Below are 19,821 nucleotides of genomic sequence, written 5' to 3'. Positions count from 1 at the left end.
CTCCGGCAACTCCGGCACATGGCCGAATGCGGCAACCTGCCTGCTACTTGACGATGACGATGCTGGTGTTGGCCGGGCCGAAGGTCTCGACGAGCTGGTAGAAATCGGCGGCATTGTCCGGGTGCAGCCGCACGCAGCCATGCGAGGCCGGCCGGCCGAGGCGCTTGATGGCATAGGTGGCGTGAACCGCATAGCCGCCGCTGAAAAAGACCGAATGCGGCATCGGCGCGTTGTCGTACTTTTTCGAATACCACATCTCATGCATGCGCGTCGGCTTGAACGAGCCGGTCGGCGTGACATGCGCCCTGTCGCCGGTGGAAACCTTCCAGGCGAAAGTCGGCCGGCCATCGACCGAGACTTCCATGACCTGCTGCGACAGCGAAACGCGCGCCACGATGCTGTTGGCGGCGTGGGCGGCGTGGGCGCCGAACAGAAGCGCGCTGCCAACGAGCGCCGCGACGGTGATGTTGATGAGCTTTGCGGAAATGGTGGTGTGCATGATGTCCCCTCTCTCTGCCGGCCCGGCCGGCTCCAATTCGATGAGCGGCTTATCCTCGCGGCGTGTTTCGGACAGATTTCGCGAAATGCTCGTTTGTGTTTCGAAACTGTTTCCTCTGGTTAACAGGCAATCCCGCATTCTCGGCACTGCCTGCCCCCAAACGCGGGATCAAGAATGAAGTACATAGGTATCCACCCCGAAACGAAAGTTCGCACCATTCATATGAAAGAGCTCAGGTCGATTTCGAAACCAAACTGCAACAAAACGCGGATTTTGGCGGCATGATGCGGATACGGACCGGAGGCAAAAGTTGACGCAACGAAAGCAGACGGCAACGACCATGGGAACGAAAACGAACACGCGGTCCTGGCTCTTCAGGATCAGCATCGCGGCGGCGGCCATCGGCAGCATCGGCACCATTGCCGGCGGCCCCATGGCAAAGCTGGCGACGATGAGTTCGAGTGAGATTTCGACCCTGCACGTCGCCCTGTTTTGCGCCACGGTCTGGATCGTTTCCAGCCTGCGCATCGCCCGGTTGAAGGCCCTCTGGCGGGTTGGCCTTCGGCTGCTGGCATTGCGCGGCCCCTCCGGCAACTTGCTGCCGAGAGGACCGAAGGCCCGCGCCGCGACGGGGGGCTCCGTGGGCGGCGCGGGCACTTCGGGAGTTTCCTGACGCGACCCGCGACACAGTCATCTTTTTGGGGAATTCCGATCATGAGAACTAAGTTCGCAGCTTCCGTGCTTTCCGCACTGCTCTATGCGCAGGGCCTGCTCGGCTTTGCCGCACTCGCCAGCGTGCTCCTCAAGGAGCGCGCTCATGCAAGCGAGTTCGCCGCTGGCGGCGACATGACCTCGGGCCCGTCATTGCTGGTGGTGCGCTGAACCTCGCGGGCATCGGCGCGGAAATGGAAAGTCCGATGCTCATCCGGGGACCCAGCTGGAAAAGACAGCCGTCAGTCGGCGAATTGCCGTGGCGGATCGAACCTGTAGCCGGCGCCGCGTATGGTGGTGATGGTCTCGGTGTCGAGCTTGCGGCGCAGCCGCACGATACGCGAGTCGATCGAGCGATCGAACGCGTCGGCATTCTCGGCCGGTGCGGCGGCGATAATGTCGTCACGCGTCAGCACCTTGCGCGGGCTCGCCAGGAACAGCCTGAGCAGCGCCACCTGGCCGGGCGAGAGCTGCTCCTGCGTACCGGAGCGATGCATGACGATCGCCGATCTCAGATCGACGGTCGCGTTCTCCAGCACGATCAGTTCCTGGGTGCCCCTGCCGCGCCGCGAAAGCAGGCCGCCGACACGCGCGGCGAGTTCCCTGACATTGAGCGGACTTTCGACGACGTCGGCGGCGCCAAGCTCGAGCGCCAGCACCTTGTCGAGGAGATCGGCCGGCCGGCATATCAGGATGAAATCCGGTCCATGCTCGCCGCCCCCACCTTGGCCGCCATAACGCCTGAGCAGATCTCGCCCTTCCGCCTGGCTAACGCTGTCCCCGACGACGACGACATCGATGCCTCTGCCCGCCAGCAGCGATTCCGCCTCCCAGGGCTGCCGTGCCTGGCGCACGTCATGGCCGCGCCGCTCAAGATGGTCGGCAAGCTCGGTCGCCACGACGTCGGCGACGGAAACAAGCGCGATGACGGCTCGTGCGGCCATGTTTTCCAACCGTTCCCTGGCAACCGGATATGAGTGCTGGACATCATGTTTATACCCAATCTACTTTCCACTCAAAGTGGGAGCGAGAGCATCGTGCGGGCAAGAATTGTCATCGTCGAGGACGAGCCCGACCTGAGGGACGCGGTCGCCGAATATCTCGGCGCCGCCGGCTATGATGTGGCGACCGCGGAAACCGCGGCCGCCGCGCGCAGCCTAATCGAGACGCAGCCCTTCCATCTGGCCATCCTCGACATCGCCATGCCGGGCGAGGATGGCCTGTCGCTCGGCCGCTGGCTGCGCTCGAAAATGCCCATGGGCATCATCTATGCGACCGCCGCCGGCACCGCGCTCGACCGCATCGTGGGGCTGGAACTCGGCGCCGACGACTATATCGTCAAGCCGTATGAACTGCGCGAAGTGCTGGCCAGGGTGCGCAGCGTGCTGCGCCGTGTCCCGCAGCCGACGGAGCCGCAGGACAGGAAAGCCAGGACCGACCGCCGTTCCGTCGCTTTCGGCCCCTTCCAGGCCGACCTCGACGGCAGGCTGGTCACCGGTGCCAACGGCACGGTGATCGACATGGCCAAGAGTGAGTTCGACGTGCTGGAGGTTTTCCTGACCCGCGCCAACCGGCTGCTGACCAGGGCCGCGATCTCCGAGGCGATCGGCTTCACCGAGGATCCGGAATCATCGCGCGCCGTCGACATCCGCATCATGCGGCTGCGCAAGAAGATCGAGACTGATCCGGCCAACCCGAAATTCCTGCGCACGGTGCGCGGCGAAGGCTATATCTTCTCGCTGCCGACCGGCGACGGCAACTGAGCGTCAACCCACAGGGTTTCCGCTCCGCAGCCGTTGCCAGCCGATCGAAGTGACGTGACTCTGGAATGACGGCTGACAATGACGGGCGAGACGGCAAGCACGGATATGCAGGGTTTCAGGCAAGGCGCGGCGATGGCGGCCGTGCGTGTCGTGCGCCGGCTGCGCGAGGCCGGCGACTGGCAGCGCGAAATGGACGGCATACTGGAAACGCTGTGCCACGCCATGGAGTGCCAGCGCGGTATCCTGTTCCGCCTGCGCGAATTGCCCGGCCAAGGTTTCGCCCAGTCGGTCGCCGCCTACTGGATCGACCCCGATTTCGGCGGCGAACTGGCCTCACCGACCGTCATCATGCAGTCGATCGTCAATTCGGATCCGCTGCTGGAGCGGCTGGCCGAGGATGAGCGGCAGGGCAAGGTCTTCGCCGGGCACACCCGCGATCTCGAAGGGTTCCTCAGGGCCGATTTCGAAAAGCAGGACATCAAGTCGTTCCTGTCGGTATCCGTCTTCGCGCACGGCCATCTGTGGGGCACGCTCGCCGTCAATGATTGCGTCGAGGAGCGTGAATGGACCGACGAGGAAGAGGCGACGCTGCACATCATCGCGCTCGCCATCGGCGACGCCATAGAACACTCCCCCTCCGACGCCCATGCCAGCGAGGTGATCCGCCGCACCATGCTGCAGGCCTCGCTTGATGCCATCATCGTCATCGACGAGGCTGGATCGATCATCGAATTCAATCCGGCCGCGGAAAAGATGTTCGGCTTCCAGCGCAGCGATATCCTCGGCAAGGACCTGCTCGATACCGTCGTTCCGGAATACTACCGCAAGGGTTATGCCTCGGGCGCCGACTACATGTCCGGCCGCGGCGCGCCGATGGTCGGCCAGCGGCTCGAGACGGTGACGCAGAATGCCGCCGGCGAGGTCTTCCCGATCGAGCTGACGGCGACCGAGATGCGGGTCGCCGACCGCCGGCTTATCTTCGGCTCCATCCGCGACCTGCGCGAGAGGCTGCGCGCCGAGGAGGAGATCAACCGGCAGCGCGAGAAGCTGCACCAGAACGAGAAGATGGCGGCGATGGGCTCGCTGCTCGCGGGCGTTTCGCACGAGCTCAACAACCCGCTGGCGGTGGTGGTCGCGCAATCGACGCTGCTGCATGAATTCGCCTCGGACCCGCAGACCAAGGTCCGTGCCGAAAAAGTGCGCGCCGCCGCCGAGCGCTGCGGGCGCATCGTCAAGAGCTTCCTGTCGATGGTCCGCCTCCATCCGGCGGCGCAGACCGAGACCGATCTCAACCAGGTGATCCGCGCCGCTCTCGAGGTGACTGCCTACGGGGCGCGCTCGAGCGGCATCATCATCGATACCGATTTCGCGCCGGGTCCCCTGCTGGCCATGGCCGACGCCGACCACGTGACGCAGGTGGCGGCCAATTTCCTCATCAACAGCCAGCATGCTCTGGCTGGCATTGCCGGCGACCGGCTGATCAAGGTGCGGAGCTTCCGCAGCGACCGGGGCAATCCGGGCTTCTCGGTCGAGGACAACGGACCCGGCATTCCCGAGGCCATCCGTTCGCGCATTTTCGAATCCTATTTCACCACCAAGCCGGTCGGCGTCGGCACCGGTATCGGCCTGTCGATTTCGAAATCCATCATCGAGCGGCACAATGGCAATGTCTGGTTCGAGGAAGTGCAGCCGAGAGGCGCGCGTTTCGTCGTCCAGTTGCCGGCTATCTCGGCGGGCATCGCCGCCGCTGGCGAAAGCCAGCCACGATCGAGCGGCCTGCGCCATGCCCTGATCATCGATGACGAACCCGACGTCGCCGGTTCCTTGTCCGACATTCTCGAATTGATGGGCATCAAATCGCGGATCGCGCCGGTCTGGGAATCGGGCGCCGCCACCTTGAGCGGCCACATGCCGCCGGACATCGTCTTTTCGGATCTGCGCATGCCCGGCACATCAGGCATTTCGATCTACCGCGAACTGCTCGCCGAGCGGCCCGACCTGGCGCGGCGCTTCGTGCTGGTCACCGGCGACCTCATAGGCGCAAAGGCGGAAATCGAAGCCTTGCCGGCGCAGCAGCGGCCACAGATCCTCGAAAAACCGTTCAGCACGCTGGATGTGCGCAGCGTGCTTTCGACCATCGCCGAGCAGGCCGTGTCGAAAGCATAAAAAAGAGGCCCCCGGCCGACATCGCGGCGGGAGCCGAAGGGAGCGCTGGAGGACGCTCGGGAAGATCAGGGCATGATCCCCAAACGGGAACCGGTTTTCGGGATCATGCCAGGCCAATCCAGAGACAGAAATCAGAAGATGTTGGGCGTGCTTGTCAGCGGCGCGGCGTTGGCGATCATGCGGATCGCGCGGACCTTGTGCGTTCCGGACTGCTCGGCAATGGCGCGCAGGCAATCCACGCTCTCGGCGCCCCAAGCCTGTCCCTTGCAGGCGAAATCGATCGCGGGCATCGGCAGGCGGGCGGTCGTGGTCGTGGTCGGCGCACCTTCGACGATGTTGGCGGGCGGATTCAACGAAGCGAAGGCTGGGCCGACCGTCGGCGTGAACGCCATGCCGGCGAAGGCGCAAGCAGCCAGCGCCATGAACATTGCCATGGGGTGGTCGCTGGCACGCTGGCGAAGCGCCAGCTTCGGGCGGCGGTCAGCGCGCTCTGGAGCCTGAAAGCGGTTGCTGCTGGTGATCTGGACTTTCGCATGCATCATCATCCCCTTCGTTGATTTTCTTTTTGCGATAAAGCGAATTTAATCGCGCCTTGTAACGACGGAAAGGTGACGAGAGCCAGGCAATGTAACCGGATTGAAACATTAATGCGGGCAGAAACGGTCAAAATCGGTCATCGACTATTTTGATCCGATAGCGGATTGCCCAGCGTGCCCCGCTGGTGGCCGACGCGAACGGCAGAGGCTTTTTCTTGCCCCGGGGGAATACCTTGTCGGAGGGCGCGATTGCAGCGTGACCGGCAACGGGTGGAGATTATGGAACTCTGGCTAACATCCGGATTTTCCGGGGTTTTCAGAGATCACGGTGGAGCAGGATTCCGCTGGAACCGGAGCTGACATTTTCGCCCNGAAACCTGCGCATTTCCACAAATCATTGCATTTCAACGCAAAATATGATTATATTGAATGTATATTCAATAAAAAGAAGAGACGTTTCATGAACCCGCACCTCCGTGACGTGGCAATCCCGAACGATTGGGACCGGCGGGGATTGCCGGGCTGGAGTTACCATTCCACAGCCCTTCTCGAACTGGAAAAGGAGCATGTCTTCCGCAATCATTGGCAGATCGCCGGGCATGTCTGCGACATACCCAATGCCGGCGACTACCTCACCCTGGATGTCATTGGCGAGCGCGCTCTGATCGTACGCGGCAAGGACGGCGTCGTGCGCGGCTTCAACAACATGTGCCGCCACCGCGGCAGCCGCGTCGTGGCCGACAGCCAGGGCAATTGCAAGAACGCGCTGGTCTGCCCATTCCATGGCTGGGTCTACAATCTTGACGGTACGCTGCGCGGCGCCGCCCGCCCGCGCTCCTTCCCCGACCTCGACAAGACCGAGTTCGGCTTGATGCCGCTCGATCTCGAAATCTGGATGGGCTTCATCTTCATCCGCTTCCGCAATGGCGGGCCACAGCCATCCGTCGCCGAGTTGTTGAAGCCGATCGAACCCGAATTCGCGCATTACAATGCCGCCGACATGGTGCCCTCCTGGGGCATCTGGACCCAGAAAACACCGGTCAACTGGAAGTCGGTGCGCGACGTCGACAATGAAGGCTATCACGTCGCCATGGCGCATCCGGCCCTGCAGGATCTCTACGGCGCCACCTATTTCGACGAACCTTTCGTCAACGGCGTCTCGCGCTCCTTCGCCACCTATAACCCGCATGCCGGCCGCCGCTGGAGCGTCAGGAACTACGTCAAGATCGCGCCTGAGCCGACGCATCTGCCGGACCATCTCAGGAAGGCCTGGGTCTATTACGGCATCTTCCCGAACGCCGTCCTGTCGGTGATGCCGGAATCGGTGCAATTCTATCAGGAGTTCCCACTGTCGACGGGTGAGACGCTGCTGCGTGGCGCCATCTATCGCTACCGCGACGAAAGTCGCGAGCAGGCCGCCGCCCGCTATCTCTCCTTCCGCATCGATCGCGACACCATGTCGGAAGACGTGCAGCTTTCGGTCTGGTCGAACGAATCCATGCTGTCCGAGTCCTTCGAGGGTTTTTACTTCTCCGACCTCGAATATGGCGTGCGCACCCACCACGACCATCTGCGCAAGCAGCTTCCGGTGCTCGGCCTGGAAACAGCGCCGGAAGAAAAGGACATGTGGAACCTAAACGATGCGCTGAGATCGCAAGGGTAGCGGCGCAAGCCGCGAAGCTCCCCACAAGAGGGAGATTGGCTACCACCCCCGCCAGACACCCTCTTTCCTGAGATCGTCCATGGTGCGCGAAATGCCTTCGCGCAGGATGCCGACCATGTCGTCGATCTGCTCGCGCGTGATGATGAGCGGCGGCGACATCACGCACATGTTGATCAGTGGCCGCACCAGCAGGCCAAGCTCATGGCAGTGGGCGTCGATGCGTTTTCCGACATTCTTGTCGAGTTGCAGCGGATCCTTGCTTTCGCGGTCGGCGACGCATTCGACACAACCCATCAGCCCCACGCCGCGCACTTCGCCGACCAGCGGCAGCTCTTCCAGCGTCTTCAGCTGCGCCTGGAAATAGGGGGCGACCGCCTGCGCGTGGGCAAGCACGCTTTCCTCCAGCAGGTCGAGGTTCTTCAAGGCAACCGCGCAGCCGACGGGATGGCTGGTGTAGGTCAGCCCGTGGCCGAACATCGCGTCGGGATGGTTCGAGCGGCGCAGCTCCTCCAGCAGCCGTTCCGAGATGATGACGCCGCCGAGCGGGAAATAGCCTGACGTGACGCCCTTGGCAAAGGTGATCATGTCGGGGTCAATGCCGAAGACGTCGCCGGAGGCAAAGACATGGCCAAGCCGGCCGAAGCCCGTCACCACCTCGTCGGAAACATAGAGAATGTCGTTGTCACGGCAGATCTCGCGGATGCGCTTGAGATAGCCGTCGGGCGGCACGACGACGCCGCCGGACGCCTGCACCGGTTCGCCGACGAACGCGCCTATTCTGTCGGCTCCGACGCGCGCGACCGTGTCGCGGAACTGGTCGACGAGGAGATCGGTGAAGGCGGCGATGCTCATGCCTTGCGGACGCCGGAACGGGTCGGGCGAGGAGAGCTTGACTACCATGTCGTCGGCGCCGTCCATCCAGTCGCGATCGCGCGGGCGGCCATTGAGCGAGGCCGACAGATAGGTCGAGCCATGGTAGGCGCCGCCACGGCTCAGGATCAGCTTCTTTTCCGGCCGGCCACGTACATTGTTGTAGAACTGCATGAAGCGCAACGCCGTCTCGACCGCGGATGAGCCGCCCGTGGTGTAGAAGACATGGCTGAGGTCGCCTGGGGCATGGCCGGCGATACGTTTGGCAAGCTCCGCCGATGGCGCGTTCATCGTGTACCAGGGCGTGTTGTAGGACAGCGCCATCGCCTGGTCGTACATCACCCTGGCGAGTTCCTCGCGACGATGGCCGACATTGACGCACCACATGCCGGCCGGGCCGTCGATGAGCCGCTTGCCGGTGTTGTCGGTGATGTAGATGCCATCGCCCTCGCCGATCAGCGCACGCGCCTCCGAACCGACGGAACCGGCATAAGGCCAGGGCTGGATGAGATGACGCTTCGCCAGCTCGACCGCATCGTCGTCGCCAGGGCCAGCCGTTTCGCCTGCCTTCAGATCTCTCACCGCGGCCATCATCGCCTCCACATCACCGAATTTTCGCGGGCATCAATCCGGTTCGCTATGGCCGAAATCATCGCCCCGCTCACACGATTTTGAATGTCCGTTCAATCAATATTGCAGAAATGGCGCTTGATTTCAATCCGCGGATGCGCGCATGATGAAAGAAAGCCGGCAAGGGGAACAAAAGCCGGCACCAGCCCAATGGGATGCCGTATGGCGGGACAGTCCAGGCCAGCAACCGAGATCACACCCGGAGCGCTCCAATGACGGTGGCTGCGGAAGGGTTGCCTCCGTTGCGCACGACGCGGGCCAGACGAAATGCCCTTCTGCAATCCGAGCCCGTACAGGGCTTTGCACTGATCAGCCCGACCTTGCTCTACGCGCTCATCCTACTGGTCCTGCCGATACTGGTGGTCATCGCCCACTCCTTCTGGACGCAGCACTACCTGACCATCGACCGCACCTTCACGCTGGAGAATTACCGCGTCGCGCTGACCGAGCCGATTTACCGCGATCTGTTGTGGCGCTCGCTCTATATCTCGCTGACGGTCAGCCTGTTCACCGTCGTCCTCGCCTACCCGATCGCTTACTTCATTTCCTTCCACGGCGGCCGTCACAAGAGCCTGTGGCTGTTCCTCATCACCATCCCGTTCTGGACCAGCTATCTCTTGCGCGTGATGTCGTGGAAGGTCATCCTGGGCTATAACGGCGTCTTGAATTCCGGCCTGATGGGTCTGGGCATCATCGACGAACCGTCGACAGCCCTGCTCTACAATTCGAGCGCCGTCATCATCACCCTTACCCATGCCTGGGCGGCCTTCGCCATTCTGCCGATCTTCGTGTCCCTGGAGAAGGTCGACCGCACGCTGGTCGAAGCGGCCACCGATCTTGGCGATGACCCCTTGCGCTCGTTCCTGCGCGTGACCTTGCCGCTGTCGGCGCCTGGCATCATTTCCGCGGCGCTGATCGTCATGATCCCGACGGTCGGCGACTACGTCACGCCAAAGCTCGTCGGCGGCAAGGACGGCGTCATGATCGCCAACACCATCCAGGCACAGTTCGGCAAGGCAGCCAACTGGCCGCTCGGTGCCGCACTTTCCGTCACCACCATGCTGATCGTCTCCCTGATGGCCGGCGCCACGGTGCTGATCATCCGCACTTTGCAAAGGATGGCGCGATGAGGGCGCGGCGCTTCCTGCCGGGCGGCTGGCTGTCCACTTACGCGTTCCTCTATATCGTCTTCCTCTATCTGCCCGTCATCTTCCTGCCGGTCTTCTCGATCAACACGGCGGCGACGCCGAAATTCCCGCTGACCGGCTTCACTCTGCAATGGTACGAGGACCTGCCGCGCACACCGGCGCTGCTCGACGCCGCCTGGAACAGCCTGATCGTCGGCGTCTCGGCGGCCATCCTCTCCACCGTACTCGGCATCCTCGCCGCCCGCTCGATCACCCGCTACCGCTATCCCGGCCGCCGTGCCATCAATGGCCTGATCATGGCGCCGCTTGTGCTGCCTGAAGTGATCGTTGCCATCTCCATGCTGCTGGTGATGCTGCAGCTTGGCTTGAGCCTGTCGCTGTTCACCGTCGTGCTCGGCCACGTGCTGATCTGCATTCCCTATTCGATGACAGTGCTGACCTCCGGCTTCGAAGGTTTCGACCGCAGCCTCGAGGAAGCCTCCGCCGATCTCGGCGAGAGCGCCTTCGGCACTTTCCGGCGCGTGACGTTGCCGATGGTGGCGCCGGCGATCATTTCCAGCCTGCTGGTCTGCTTCACCATCTCTCTGGATGAATTCATCATCGCCTTCTTCCTCACCGGCACCGAGGCGACGCTGCCGATCTACATCTGGGGCCAGTTGCGTTTCGCATCGAAACTGCCCGGCGTGCTGGCGCTGGGCACGCTGCTGCTAGTCGCCTCCTTGCTGCTGATGACGATCGCCGAAATGCTGCGTCGCCGCGCGGCCAGACGCACCCAGAACGAGGGAGGCCTCTATGCCTGAGCAGCCGCGGATCGAGCGCACTCACGCGGACAGGATCCAATCCGAAAGACCGATGATCGAGATCCGCAGCGTCACCCGCAGCTACGGAGCCTTCAGGGCGCTGGACGACGCCTCCCTGACCATCAGGGAAGGCGAGTTCTTCTCGCTGCTTGGTCCGTCCGGCTGCGGCAAGACCACGCTTTTGCGCATGATCGCCGGATTCGACAATCCGACCAGCGGTTCGATCGCGGTTGGCGGCCAGTCCATGGAAGGCATCCCGGCCAACCGCCGGCCGACCAACATGGTGTTCCAGAGCTATGCGATCTTCCCGCACCTCAATGTCGAGCAGAACGTCGCCTACGGACTGAAGCGGCTGAAGCTGCGGGGCGGCGAGGAGAAGCGCCGCGTCGAGGAAGCGTTGGCGCAGGTCTCGCTCACCGGCCTCGGCAAACGGCTTGCCACGGAGCTTTCCGGCGGCCAACGCCAGCGCGTCGCGCTTGCCCGCGCCCTGGTGATGCGGCCCAAGGTGCTTTTGCTCGACGAGCCGCTCTCGGCGCTCGACAAGAAGCTGCGCGAGCAGATGCAGGTCGAACTGCGCCGCCTGCAGCAGGCCGTCGGCATCACCTTCGTATTGGTCACCCACGACCAGTACGAGGCGCTCGCCATGTCCGACCGCATCGCCGTGATGTTCGGCGGCAAGATCGCCCAGGTCGCCTCGCCGAAGGAAATCTACCAGCGCCCGGTCAACCGCCAGGTCGCCGACTTCCTTGGCGGCATGAACTTCGTCAAGGCCGAGATCGTCGAGGAGAACGGCGCCTCGCTGATCGTCGACACGCTGGGTTTCGGCCGCATCAAGACCGACAAGCCCAAGGCTTTCGTGCGCAACGGCGGCGGCGCCACGCTCGGCATCAGGCCGGAGCGCCTGCGCGTGCTATGGGACAATGCGACAGCCAAGTTCGAGGTCGCCGGCAAGGTGGTCGAGCGCCATTATTTCGGCGAGATCACCCATCTGATCGTCGAGATCCCCGGGCTGGAAAAGCCGCTATCGGTGACCGAGACCAACGATTTCGGTGCCGATGATATCCCGGTCGGCACCTCCATCCGCCTCGCCTACGATCCCGAAGCCCTGGTCGCGATGGCCGACTGAACATCGGCGATGATCCTGCGCGCCGCGATGCGCCCGGCCACGATCGCGCCTTCGACATAGCCCGGGAATGACGGCGACAGTTCCGACGAAGCGAAATGCACCGGCGGCGCACCGGCAAGAATGGTGCGCTCGGCATCCCTCGCCGTCACATCGACGATCAGGTCGCTATAGGCACCGCCGCTCCAACCATCATGCGTCCAGTCGCGGCGGTTGAAATCGAGACTATCGGCGGCATCGGAACCGAGAGCCTCCACAAGCTTCGTCGTCACCTGCGCCCGCAGGTCCGCCTCGCCGAGTTCGTGCCAGCGCAGCGCCAGCGGCCCGCCAACGAAGACGACTAGCGCCGCATGCTCGGAATCCCTGCTGGCGTCGCAGGCAAACAGCCCCGGCAGATCCCGCCACATCACCATCCCGCTCAAATTCCGTTCGCGCCAGAATGGCTTGGGATAGCGCACCAGGATCTTGATCACCGCGCCGCTTTCCCAGGCGCCGAGCGCCGTTTCCAGGGCTGCTGGCAAGGCTGGCGTAAAATCGAGCCTCGCGGCTGTCGCCGGCGGCACGGCGACCAGAACTTCGCGCGCTTCGACCACGCCATTGATCGAGACAACCCGAACCCCTGGCGGACCGTATTCGATGCGGGTCACCGGTTCACCGAGCCTCACACAGCCGCCGAGGTCCTCGGCCAGATCATCGGCCATCGACTGCATGGTCTCGCGCAGGGAATATTGCAGCTCCGGCACCTCGTTGGTGATGCGCCGGTCATTGTCGATGAGATACCACAGTGGCACCTTCTCCAATGCCAGGCACCACAAGCCTTCGATCATCGACCGGAAGGCCGCCTTGGCCTCGCCCGCGTCATCCTGCGTCTCCAGCCACCTGGCAACGGTCAATCCCGCAATGGCAGGATCGTTGGGCTCGATCCTGTTCATGCGCTCGCGGATTGCCATAGCGGCGTGATAGGTCCGCTCGGCCTGGTCGACCGACATTGACGGGTGGGTGATGAAATCACCCTCGACGTAAGTCTCGACGAATGTCTTGCCGCGAGCCCGGGCCAGTTCCATCAGTTGCGGCATGTCCTCGCACAGGAATTGGCCGCCGCTGTCGATGCGCTCGCCAAGTCCGTTTCGCACGGTCTCGACGCGGCCGCCGACACGATCGCGGGCCTCCACCAGCACGAAGTCGACGCCGGCGCGCTTCAATTCAATCGCGGCCGATAGGCCGGTGAAGCCGGCGCCGACGATAACGACGTCGGTTCTTTTGATCTTGTCGTTCAATAGCCAGCCTTGATCTTCTCGAACTCGTCGATCATGCGCTTCTTCAGCTCCGGCGGTACCGGCTGCTGGAACAGGGTCTTGTCGAGGAACTTGTCGAGATTGTCGAAGCCGCGGTCGGCCAGCACCTTGTGGTCGATTTCAGCCATCCCGGCGCCATTGCCGTGGCCGTAGCCGAAGGTCTTGACCAAATAGTCCGACACGCCGGGCGCGTTGACGGCGCTGAGGAAATCATAGGCCTCGTCGAGCTTGCCTGGCGCATCCTTCATCAGCACATAGCCGCATACCCAGGTCGAAATCCCTTCCTTGGTCTCTCGGTTCATGGCGATCGGCAGGCCCTGTCCCTTCAGCGTCACGAAGGTCTCGTTCCAGCCCCACACAAGATCGACTTCGTTGCCGATAAAGGCCTGGTTGAGGTCGGTGTCGTCGGTCCAGTAGAAACGGATGTTCTTGTGCACGTCGCGTAGGAAAGCGGACGCCTGCTTGAACTGGTCGTCGGTCATCTTGGTCCAGTCCTTGAGACCGATGACCAAACTCGCCAAGGCATAGGCGTCATCGACATTGTCGCCGATGGTGACGCGGCCCTTGAACCGCGGATCGGCGAAGATCTTGAGCGACTGTGCCTGTTCGGCCGTCACCTTGTCGGTGCGGTAGAGCAGCGAGGTGTTGCCCCAGTCGAATGGCATGAACCAGGCCTTGCCGTCGGCGGTGACGGCGAGATCCTTCATCGCCATGATACCGGGATTGAGGTCTTTCCAGCCTTCTATCCTGGACGTGTCGAGCGGCCGCAGCATGCCGGCTTCGCGCCACTTCACCACGCTTTGCGAGCAGGGATGCGCGATATCGGCCTTGAAACCCGCCCGCATCTTCTCGAAGGCCTCGTCCTCGTCACCGAAGAAAGCAAAGGTCGGCTCGGCGCCGTATTTGGTCGTGTAGGCCGGGTGTAGCAGCGGGTCCTCATAGCCCGACCAGTCGAACACGACGAGGTCGCCGCCGCCTTCGGCGAGCGCATAAACCGCGCCGGCACCGAACGTGCAGGCAGCGGCGATGACAAGGCGGCGAAGCACGGAATTCATGGTGCGAAAAACTCCCCCATCGCGAAATATGCCGAGAGCGAGGTTAGGCAAATTCAAGCGCTTTGGCGAGCCCATCGGCCGCTCCTGCCGGCGCACGGACGGGTCCGCAGTCAAAGGCTTAATAGCCCGCTTTGATCTTCTCGAACTCGGCGATCATCTTGAGCTTGAGATCTGACGGCAGCGGCTGCTGGAACAGCGTCTTGTCGACGAATTTCTGCACGTCGTCATAGCCCTTTTCCTTCAGGACGGCCTGATCGACGCCGGCCATGCCCTTGGCATTGGCCTGGCCGTAGCCCCAATCCTTGACCAGCACCTTGGCGATCTCCGGATCGTTGACTGCGTTGAGATAATCATAGGCCTTGTCGGTATTGCCGGGTGAGTCCTTGAACAGCACATAGCCGCAGACCCAGGTCGAGATGCCTTCCGCCGTGTCCTTCTTCGACTTGATCGGCACGCCGGCGGCGGCCGACTGCACGGTCGCATCGTTCCAGGCCCAGGCGAGATCGACCTCGCCGCCGCTCAGAAGCTGGACGACGTCGGTGGTGTCGGTCCAGTAGGAGCGCACGTTCTTGTGTACTTGGCGCAGGAAGTCGGAGGCCTGCTTGAACTGGTCGTCGGTCATCTTGGTCCAGTCCCTCAGGCCGATGGCGAGGCTCGCCAGCGCATAGGCATCGTCGACATTGTCGCCGATCGAGACCCGGCCCTTGAACTTCGGATCGGCAAACGCCTTCAGCGACTGCACGTCCTTCTCGTCGATCTTGGAGGAATTGTAGGTAAGCTGCGTATTGCCCCAGTCCCAGGGCATGAACCAGGCTTTTCCGTCATCGGTCGTGGCGAGATTCTTCATCGCCATGATGCCGGGATTGAGGTCCTTCCAGCCCGTGATCCTAGAGGTGTCGAGCGGCTGCAGCAGGCCAGCCTCGCGCCACTTCACCACGCTCTGCGAGCAGGGATGGCCAAGGTCGGCCTTGAAGCCGGAACGGACCTTCTCGAACGCCTCGTCCTCATCGCCGAAGAAGGCGAAGGTCGGCGAATCGCCGTTCTTCTCGACGTATTTCGGGTGGAAGCCCGGGGCCTCGTAGCCGGACCAGTCGAACACGATAAGATCCTTGTCGGCGGCGATCGCCAGGGCGGCGGCGGAAGCCGCCAGTGCACCGGCCAGTGCAAGCGTCAGTGTCAGGCGTCTTGTCAGTGTCTTCATTGCTGCTCCATCCTCTGTGGTTTTCTTATGATTTCGTTGGGCCGGCCGCCTTCCGCGGGTAATGTTTCGGGAAAGCCGCCGACAGGAATTCATTGGCCGCCTGCAAGGCCGTCTCGCGGGTCGTGTCCTCGGTGCCCATCATCAACCGCAGCCACAAGCCTTCCAGCATGGCGCTTAGAGCCAGCGCCATGACCTGCGGCTCGTAGGCATAGCCGCTGTTTTGCTTGAGCGCCGTGCAGAGGTCGATGAAAATATTCTGGTAAACGGCATCCCGCGCGCTGCTCAGCGCCTGGTAGGTCGGCCGCGATTTGGCCTCGCCCCAGAAGGCGCACCAGGCGGCAAGCTTGCGCTTGTTGCAGATCGAGCGGTCGAAATCGGCCGCGACCAGCGCCTGGAGCTGGTCGGCAGGATCGTCGCCTGCCTTGTGCAGCGCATTGCGCCAATGCGCCGAGTATTCGTCATACATGTACTGCAAGGTCGCGACGAGCAGCTTTTCCTTGCTCTCGAAATGGAAATTGACGATGCCGCGCGACAGACCGGCGCCATCGGCGACATCGGCCATCGTCGTTTCCGAATAGCCGCGCTTGGCCAGCGAATCGATCGTCGCCTCGATAAGCTGAAGCTGCCTGACCTCCTTCGCGGCCTTGCGCCCGCGCTTTTCGGATTCAGCCTTTCGTACGGGTTCAAGGAGCGCGTCCCTGGCGTCTGGCGTCTTCATGCGTATGGATGGTCTCCAGCATCGCCGGCTATCCCTTTGCGTCCGGCTTCCACCCGCGAAGATGAGTGGGACGGTGCTCGCCACTGTCAAGCACCTTCTGCATGGCTTCCCAGGTTCGAATGTTGTCGACACAGGCCGACCGACCACGGCAGCAACGGCCGAATAGCGATCCCTTCAACCCCATAGCGCCTCCAGGAGCGGGTGGCGGTGTAGTCATACTCCGGCTCGGCCTCCGCCGTTTCGATCATCAGCCCCCGGTCCCCAATGGACGAATGCCTGTTTCGAACGCCGGCAAAGCGTAATCCATGTCTGGAAAAACGCAACATCATTTGTTGAACATTCATTCAGAATGGCTGGACAGAATGGCTGACACCATGCCAAATTCCTCGTATTCGGGAACAGATCACGCGAAAATGAAGAGCGGGTCGCAGATGAGAACTGGGCCAAAATGAAAGCTTGGGACGCGATCATCATCGGCGGCGGACACAACGGCCTGGTCAACGCCTGTTACCTGCAGCGCGCCGGTCTTGACGTACTGGTGGTGGAGAAGAACGACTGGGTCGGCGGTGCCGCCACCAGCCGCGAGCTGACGCCGGGCTTTCTCTATTCCAACTGCTCTTATGTCTGCTCGCTGTTCCGGCCCGAGATCATGCGTGATCTCGGGCTGCCGCGTTTCGGCCTGCAGGTGATTTCCTATGAAGGCGGCGCGGTCTTCACCCGGGATGGCGATTATCTCGCCAACTACCGCGACCACGACGCGCACCGGCGCGAATTCGCCCGCTTCTCCAAAAGGGATGCCGAGGCCTATGACCGCTACGCCCGCGACGTGACGCGACAATGCCGCTTCATCCAGCCGCTGCTGATGCGCACCGCGCCGGATCCGACCAGCCTGCGCCCGCGCGATCTCGGCGAACTGCTCTATCTCGGCAAGAAATTCGCCGGTCTCTCCGCCGAGGAAATGGCGCTGACCCTGCGCTTCTGGACCATGTCGATCTCGGACTTCCTCGACGAATATTTCGAGACCGATGTCATCAAGGCGAACTTCGCGCTGTCCGGCATCATTGGCACGGCACTCGGGCCGATGTCGCCCGGCACGGCTTACGTCCTGCTGCACCACTATATGGGCGAGGTCGACGGTTCGGTCGGTGCCTGGGGCTATGCGCGCGGCGGCATGGGCGCGGTCACCAAGGCACTGGCCGCTTCCTTCAAGGCCTCGGGTGGAACCATCCGCACCGGCGCCGAAGTCGACCACGTGCTGGTGAACAGAGGCAAGGCGAAAGGCGTCGTTCTGGCCGGCGGCGAGGAGATTTACGGCAAGCTGGTCGTCTCCAATGCCGACGTGAAGCGCACCTTCCTGAAGCTGGTCGAGGAGAAGGAACTGCCCGACATCTTCCTGCGCCGGGTCAAGAATTTCAAGATCCGGGGCTCCTCAGGCAAGGTCAACATCGCACTCGATTCGCTGCCGGAATTTCCCGCACTTCCGAAGGACTCGCCGGTCTACCGCGGCGACATGCATTTCACCGATTCGATGGAGCGCATGGAGCGCGCCTATGACGACTGGAAGGCCGGCCGCTGGTCCGCCGATCCCTTCCTCGACATGGTCATACCGACGACGCTCGACCCGACCATGGCGCCGCCTGGCAAGCATTTCATGAGCTGCTTCGTGCAGTACGCGCCGCCCAAGATCGCGGGTCGCGAGTGGACGGACGCCGATCGCGACGGTTTTGCCGAAAGCGTGGTCGCGCAGATCGCTGAGTATTCGCCGGGTTTTCGCGAGCGCATCGTCCACATCGAGGTGCGCACGCCGCGCGAGATCGAAGCCGAGGTCGGCCTCACCGAAGGCAACATCTTTCAGGGCGAACTCACCTTCGACCAGCTGCTGTTCAACCGCCCAGTGCCAGGCTACGCGCAGTATCGTTCACCGCTCAGCGGGCTCTATATGTGCGGTTCCTCGACCCATCCCGGCGGCGGCGTCATGGGCGCGCCCGGACGCAATGCCGCGGCCGAAATTCTGCGCGATCTCGCAAAATCCACCTCGCATATGAGCCCGGCCCATGACGTCATTTGATGCGCCAAAATGGGATGTGCTTGTCATTGGCGGCGGCCACAACGGGCTTGTCGCCGCGGCCACGCTGGCGAAGGCCGGCCGCAAGGTGCTGGTGCTGGAAGCCGGAACCGAGCTCGGCGGCGGCGCGCGCACCGAGGAATTCGCGCCCGGCTTTCGCATCTCGTCGGTCGCGCATGTGCTGAACCGGCTGCATCCCGATGTGGTGAAGACGCTGGAGCTGGAACAACACGGGCTGCAAATCGCCCGCGCCGACTTCGCCCCGTCGGCCGTTTTGTCGAAAGACGGACCGCCGCTTGTCCTGCATGGCGCCTATGGCGAGGTGCTGACCGGCGCCAGTTCGTCGGAACAGTCCCCCTGGAAGGAATTGCGCGCGCAACTGCTGCGCTACGCCGGCATCCTGAAGCCCTTCCTCTCTCGACGCCCGCCCGATCTCGGCGGCATGTCGCTGCTCGAAGGCGCGGCACTTGGCCAGACCGCGCTGGCGCTGAAGAAACTTGGCAAGGAAGACATGCGCGACTTCCTGCGCGTGCTTTTGATGAACGTTGCCGACCTGCTTGACGAGCAGCTCACCGACGACAGGCTGAAAGGCCTGCTCGCCTTCGATGCCACGCTCGGCAGCCATCTTGGCCCGCGCTCGCCGACCTCGCTGCTCGGCCTCTATTATCGTCTGGCCGGAGAGATCGGCGGTGCGGCCGGAGCGCAGATACTGCCACAGGGCGGCATGGGCGCGGTGGTCGCCGCCCTCCGCGCTGCCGCCGAAAAGGCTGGCGTCACGATCCGCACGTCGGTGCCCGTCGCAAGGATCATTGTCGAGAAAGGCCGCGCCGTCGGCGTCGTCCTCGACAATAGCGAGGAGCTTCGCGCCAGGACGATCGTCTCCGCCATCAATCCGGCGACCACCTTCCTCGATCTTGTCGGGCCGCGCGGGATCGACACCGGCTTCATGCGCAAGGTCAGAAATATCCGCATGAAGGGCAATACCGCCAAGCTCCATTTGGCGCTCGACCGGCCGCCGCAATTTTCCGGGGTCGATGCTGCCGGCAGCAAGGGGCGGATGGTCATTGCGCCCTCCCCAGACCATGTCGAGCGTGCCTTCAATCCATCCAAATATGGCGAGTTCTCGCCCGAGCCGGTGATGGAAATCACCTTGCCCAGCCTTGCGGACCCATCGCTGGCGCCAGGCGGTGCCTGCGTGCTGTCGGCCGTGGTGCAATATGCGCCTTATGCACTGAAGGAAGGCTGGGATGCCGGCAAGCCGAAATTCCTCGAGGCTATCAAGGCTCAGTTGGAAGCCTACGCGCCTGGCATAGGCAAGACGGTGGTTCAGGCCGAACTGCTCACCCCTGCCGACATCGAGAAGCGCTTCCGCATGCCGGGCGGCCACTGGCACCATGGTGAACTGCAGGCCGATCAGATGCTGATCTCGCGCCCCGTCTCCGGCTGGTCGGGCTACGACACGCCGCTCGACGGGCTGTTCCTGGCCGGTGTGGGTTCGCATCCCGGTGGTGGTGTTTCGGGTGCGCCCGGCTTGAACGCGGCACGGCACATCATCGCGATGAAAGGGTGACGGGATGT

18 protein-coding genes are annotated in these 19,821 nt (G+C 63.0%); 10 read left to right on the top strand and 8 right to left on the bottom strand.

Annotated elements, in window-relative coordinates:
* Window positions 1–43 precede the first annotated feature (43 nt).
* Window positions 44–499 (bottom strand): L,D-transpeptidase, encoded by a 456-nt coding sequence (locus tag M653_RS0102940; protein ID WP_027141941.1) that lies wholly within the window; start codon window positions 497–499, stop codon window positions 44–46.
* 340 nt (window positions 500–839) lie between these two features.
* Here M653_RS0102940 and M653_RS0102935 point away from each other — a divergent pair, with 340 nt between their 5' ends.
* Both M653_RS0102935 and M653_RS1000000135260 read left to right on the top strand, forming a co-directional pair.
* Window positions 840–1,172, top strand: a complete 333-nt coding sequence (locus M653_RS0102935; protein WP_027141940.1) for a hypothetical protein — start codon at window positions 840–842, stop codon at window positions 1,170–1,172.
* A gap of 41 nt (window positions 1,173–1,213) precedes the next feature.
* The gene (locus M653_RS1000000135260; protein ID WP_084636371.1) at window positions 1,214–1,381 is read left to right on the top strand and encodes a hypothetical protein; all 168 of its coding nucleotides are present in this window, start codon (window positions 1,214–1,216) and stop codon (window positions 1,379–1,381) included.
* A 71-nt stretch (window positions 1,382–1,452) separates the two neighbouring features.
* On the opposite strand, the gene M653_RS0102925 is transcribed toward M653_RS1000000135260, so the two are convergent.
* Window positions 1,453–2,154, bottom strand: a complete 702-nt coding sequence (locus tag M653_RS0102925) for a response regulator transcription factor (protein ID WP_027141939.1) — start codon at window positions 2,152–2,154, stop codon at window positions 1,453–1,455.
* Between the two features lie 45 nt (window positions 2,155–2,199).
* Here M653_RS0102925 and M653_RS0102920 point away from each other — a divergent pair, with 45 nt between their 5' ends.
* Together M653_RS0102920 and M653_RS0102915 are read left to right on the top strand one after the other, a co-directional pair.
* Complete coding sequence (locus M653_RS0102920) at window positions 2,200–2,973, top strand: response regulator transcription factor (RefSeq protein WP_198028684.1); 774 nt, start codon at window positions 2,200–2,202, stop codon at window positions 2,971–2,973.
* A gap of 78 nt (window positions 2,974–3,051) precedes the next feature.
* On the top strand, window positions 3,052–5,139 hold the full coding sequence (locus M653_RS0102915; RefSeq protein WP_027141937.1) for a PAS domain S-box protein: 2,088 nt from the start codon (window positions 3,052–3,054) through the stop codon (window positions 5,137–5,139).
* 131 nt (window positions 5,140–5,270) lie between these two features.
* Here the strand turns inward: M653_RS0102915 and M653_RS0102910 are convergent, their stop codons facing one another.
* The gene (locus tag M653_RS0102910; protein ID WP_027141936.1) at window positions 5,271–5,678 is read right to left on the bottom strand and encodes a hypothetical protein; all 408 of its coding nucleotides are present in this window, start codon (window positions 5,676–5,678) and stop codon (window positions 5,271–5,273) included.
* Between the two features lie 457 nt (window positions 5,679–6,135).
* Between M653_RS0102910 and M653_RS0102905 the strand changes: the two genes are divergently transcribed.
* Window positions 6,136–7,338: an aromatic ring-hydroxylating dioxygenase subunit alpha gene (locus M653_RS0102905; protein WP_027141935.1), complete on the top strand. Its 1,203-nt coding sequence runs from the start codon at window positions 6,136–6,138 to the stop codon at window positions 7,336–7,338.
* A gap of 39 nt (window positions 7,339–7,377) precedes the next feature.
* On the opposite strand, the gene M653_RS0102900 is transcribed toward M653_RS0102905, so the two are convergent.
* Window positions 7,378–8,799, bottom strand: coding sequence for an aminotransferase (locus M653_RS0102900; protein ID WP_027141934.1), 1,422 nt, complete (start codon window positions 8,797–8,799; stop codon window positions 7,378–7,380).
* 251 nt (window positions 8,800–9,050) lie between these two features.
* On the opposite strand from M653_RS0102900, the gene M653_RS0102895 reads away from it, so the two are divergent.
* Genes M653_RS0102895 through M653_RS0102885 form a run of 3 tightly spaced genes read left to right on the top strand, consistent with a single transcriptional unit; the run spans window position 9,051 to window position 11,912 of the window.
* Window positions 9,051–9,968 carry an ABC transporter permease gene (locus M653_RS0102895; RefSeq protein ID WP_027141933.1) on the top strand — a complete coding sequence of 306 codons (918 nt, stop codon included), beginning with the start codon at window positions 9,051–9,053 and terminating at the stop codon, window positions 9,966–9,968.
* Window positions 9,965–10,786 carry an ABC transporter permease gene (locus tag M653_RS0102890; RefSeq protein WP_027141932.1) on the top strand — a complete coding sequence of 274 codons (822 nt, stop codon included), beginning with the start codon at window positions 9,965–9,967 and terminating at the stop codon, window positions 10,784–10,786. Before M653_RS0102895 ends, M653_RS0102890 begins: the two co-directional genes overlap by 4 nt.
* 52 nt (window positions 10,787–10,838) lie before the next feature.
* Complete coding sequence (locus M653_RS0102885; RefSeq protein WP_027141931.1) at window positions 10,839–11,912, top strand: ABC transporter ATP-binding protein; 1,074 nt, start codon at window positions 10,839–10,841, stop codon at window positions 11,910–11,912.
* Here M653_RS0102885 and M653_RS0102880 read toward each other — a convergent pair.
* The 4 genes from M653_RS0102880 to betI form a co-directional block, all read right to left on the bottom strand.
* Window positions 11,876–13,186, bottom strand: coding sequence for a flavin monoamine oxidase family protein (locus tag M653_RS0102880; protein WP_027141930.1), 1,311 nt, complete (start codon window positions 13,184–13,186; stop codon window positions 11,876–11,878). The genes M653_RS0102885 and M653_RS0102880 overlap by 37 nt on opposite strands.
* Window positions 13,183–14,259, bottom strand: coding sequence for an extracellular solute-binding protein (locus tag M653_RS0102875; RefSeq protein ID WP_027141929.1), 1,077 nt, complete (start codon window positions 14,257–14,259; stop codon window positions 13,183–13,185). Before M653_RS0102875 ends, M653_RS0102880 begins: the two co-directional genes overlap by 4 nt.
* 118 nt (window positions 14,260–14,377) lie before the next feature.
* A complete protein-coding gene (locus M653_RS0102870; RefSeq protein ID WP_027141928.1) occupies window positions 14,378–15,460 on the bottom strand; it encodes an ABC transporter substrate-binding protein in 1,083 nt (360 codons plus the stop codon).
* A 25-nt stretch (window positions 15,461–15,485) separates the two neighbouring features.
* Entirely contained in the window at window positions 15,486–16,178 is a 693-nt protein-coding gene (gene betI, locus M653_RS0102865) for a transcriptional regulator BetI (protein ID WP_027141927.1), read from the bottom strand.
* Window positions 16,179–16,626: 448 nt separating this feature from the next.
* Between betI and M653_RS0102860 the strand changes: the two genes are divergently transcribed.
* Window positions 16,627–18,246 (top strand): NAD(P)/FAD-dependent oxidoreductase, encoded by a 1,620-nt coding sequence (locus M653_RS0102860; protein ID WP_027141926.1) that lies wholly within the window; start codon window positions 16,627–16,629, stop codon window positions 18,244–18,246.
* Window positions 18,233–19,813 carry an NAD(P)/FAD-dependent oxidoreductase gene (locus M653_RS0102855; RefSeq protein WP_027141925.1) on the top strand — a complete coding sequence of 527 codons (1,581 nt, stop codon included), beginning with the start codon at window positions 18,233–18,235 and terminating at the stop codon, window positions 19,811–19,813. Before M653_RS0102860 ends, M653_RS0102855 begins: the two co-directional genes overlap by 14 nt.
* The last annotated feature ends 8 nt before the right edge of the window (window positions 19,814–19,821 follow it).

It is taken from the genome of Mesorhizobium sp. WSM3626, assembly GCF_000513935.1.
GTDB classification, from domain to species: domain Bacteria; phylum Pseudomonadota; class Alphaproteobacteria; order Rhizobiales; family Rhizobiaceae; genus Mesorhizobium; species Mesorhizobium salmacidum.
Note: the sequence above shows the minus strand (reverse complement) of the source record. Positions and strands in the feature narration are given on the sequence as shown.

Bases quoted from the DNA above. Each gene is read 5' to 3' on its own strand.
- M653_RS0102925 (WP_027141939.1), bottom strand. From the start codon at position 2,154: ATGGCCGCACGAGCCGTCATCGCGCTTGTTTCCGTCGCCGACGTCGTG.
- M653_RS0102910 (WP_027141936.1), bottom strand. From the start codon at position 5,678: ATGCATGCGAAAGTCCAGATCACCAGCAGCAACCGCTTTCAGGCTCCA.
- betI (WP_027141927.1), bottom strand. From the start codon at position 16,178: ATGAAGACGCCAGACGCCAGGGACGCGCTCCTTGAACCCGTACGAAAG.
- M653_RS0102940 (WP_027141941.1), bottom strand. From the start codon at position 499: ATGCACACCACCATTTCCGCAAAGCTCATCAACATCACCGTCGCGGCG.
- M653_RS0102920 (WP_198028684.1), top strand. From the start codon at position 2,200: ATGTTTATACCCAATCTACTTTCCACTCAAAGTGGGAGCGAGAGCATC.
- M653_RS0102870 (WP_027141928.1), bottom strand. From the start codon at position 15,460: ATGAAGACACTGACAAGACGCCTGACACTGACGCTTGCACTGGCCGGT.
- M653_RS0102860 (WP_027141926.1), top strand. From the start codon at position 16,627: ATGAAAGCTTGGGACGCGATCATCATCGGCGGCGGACACAACGGCCTG.
- M653_RS0102875 (WP_027141929.1), bottom strand. From the start codon at position 14,259: ATGAATTCCGTGCTTCGCCGCCTTGTCATCGCCGCTGCCTGCACGTTC.
- M653_RS0102895 (WP_027141933.1), top strand. From the start codon at position 9,051: ATGACGGTGGCTGCGGAAGGGTTGCCTCCGTTGCGCACGACGCGGGCC.
- M653_RS0102855 (WP_027141925.1), top strand. From the start codon at position 18,233: ATGACGTCATTTGATGCGCCAAAATGGGATGTGCTTGTCATTGGCGGC.
- M653_RS0102885 (WP_027141931.1), top strand. From the start codon at position 10,839: ATGATCGAGATCCGCAGCGTCACCCGCAGCTACGGAGCCTTCAGGGCG.
- M653_RS1000000135260 (WP_084636371.1), top strand. From the start codon at position 1,214: ATGAGAACTAAGTTCGCAGCTTCCGTGCTTTCCGCACTGCTCTATGCG.
- M653_RS0102915 (WP_027141937.1), top strand. From the start codon at position 3,052: ATGACGGGCGAGACGGCAAGCACGGATATGCAGGGTTTCAGGCAAGGC.
- M653_RS0102890 (WP_027141932.1), top strand. From the start codon at position 9,965: ATGAGGGCGCGGCGCTTCCTGCCGGGCGGCTGGCTGTCCACTTACGCG.
- M653_RS0102935 (WP_027141940.1), top strand. From the start codon at position 840: ATGGGAACGAAAACGAACACGCGGTCCTGGCTCTTCAGGATCAGCATC.
- M653_RS0102905 (WP_027141935.1), top strand. From the start codon at position 6,136: ATGAACCCGCACCTCCGTGACGTGGCAATCCCGAACGATTGGGACCGG.
- M653_RS0102900 (WP_027141934.1), bottom strand. From the start codon at position 8,799: ATGGCCGCGGTGAGAGATCTGAAGGCAGGCGAAACGGCTGGCCCTGGC.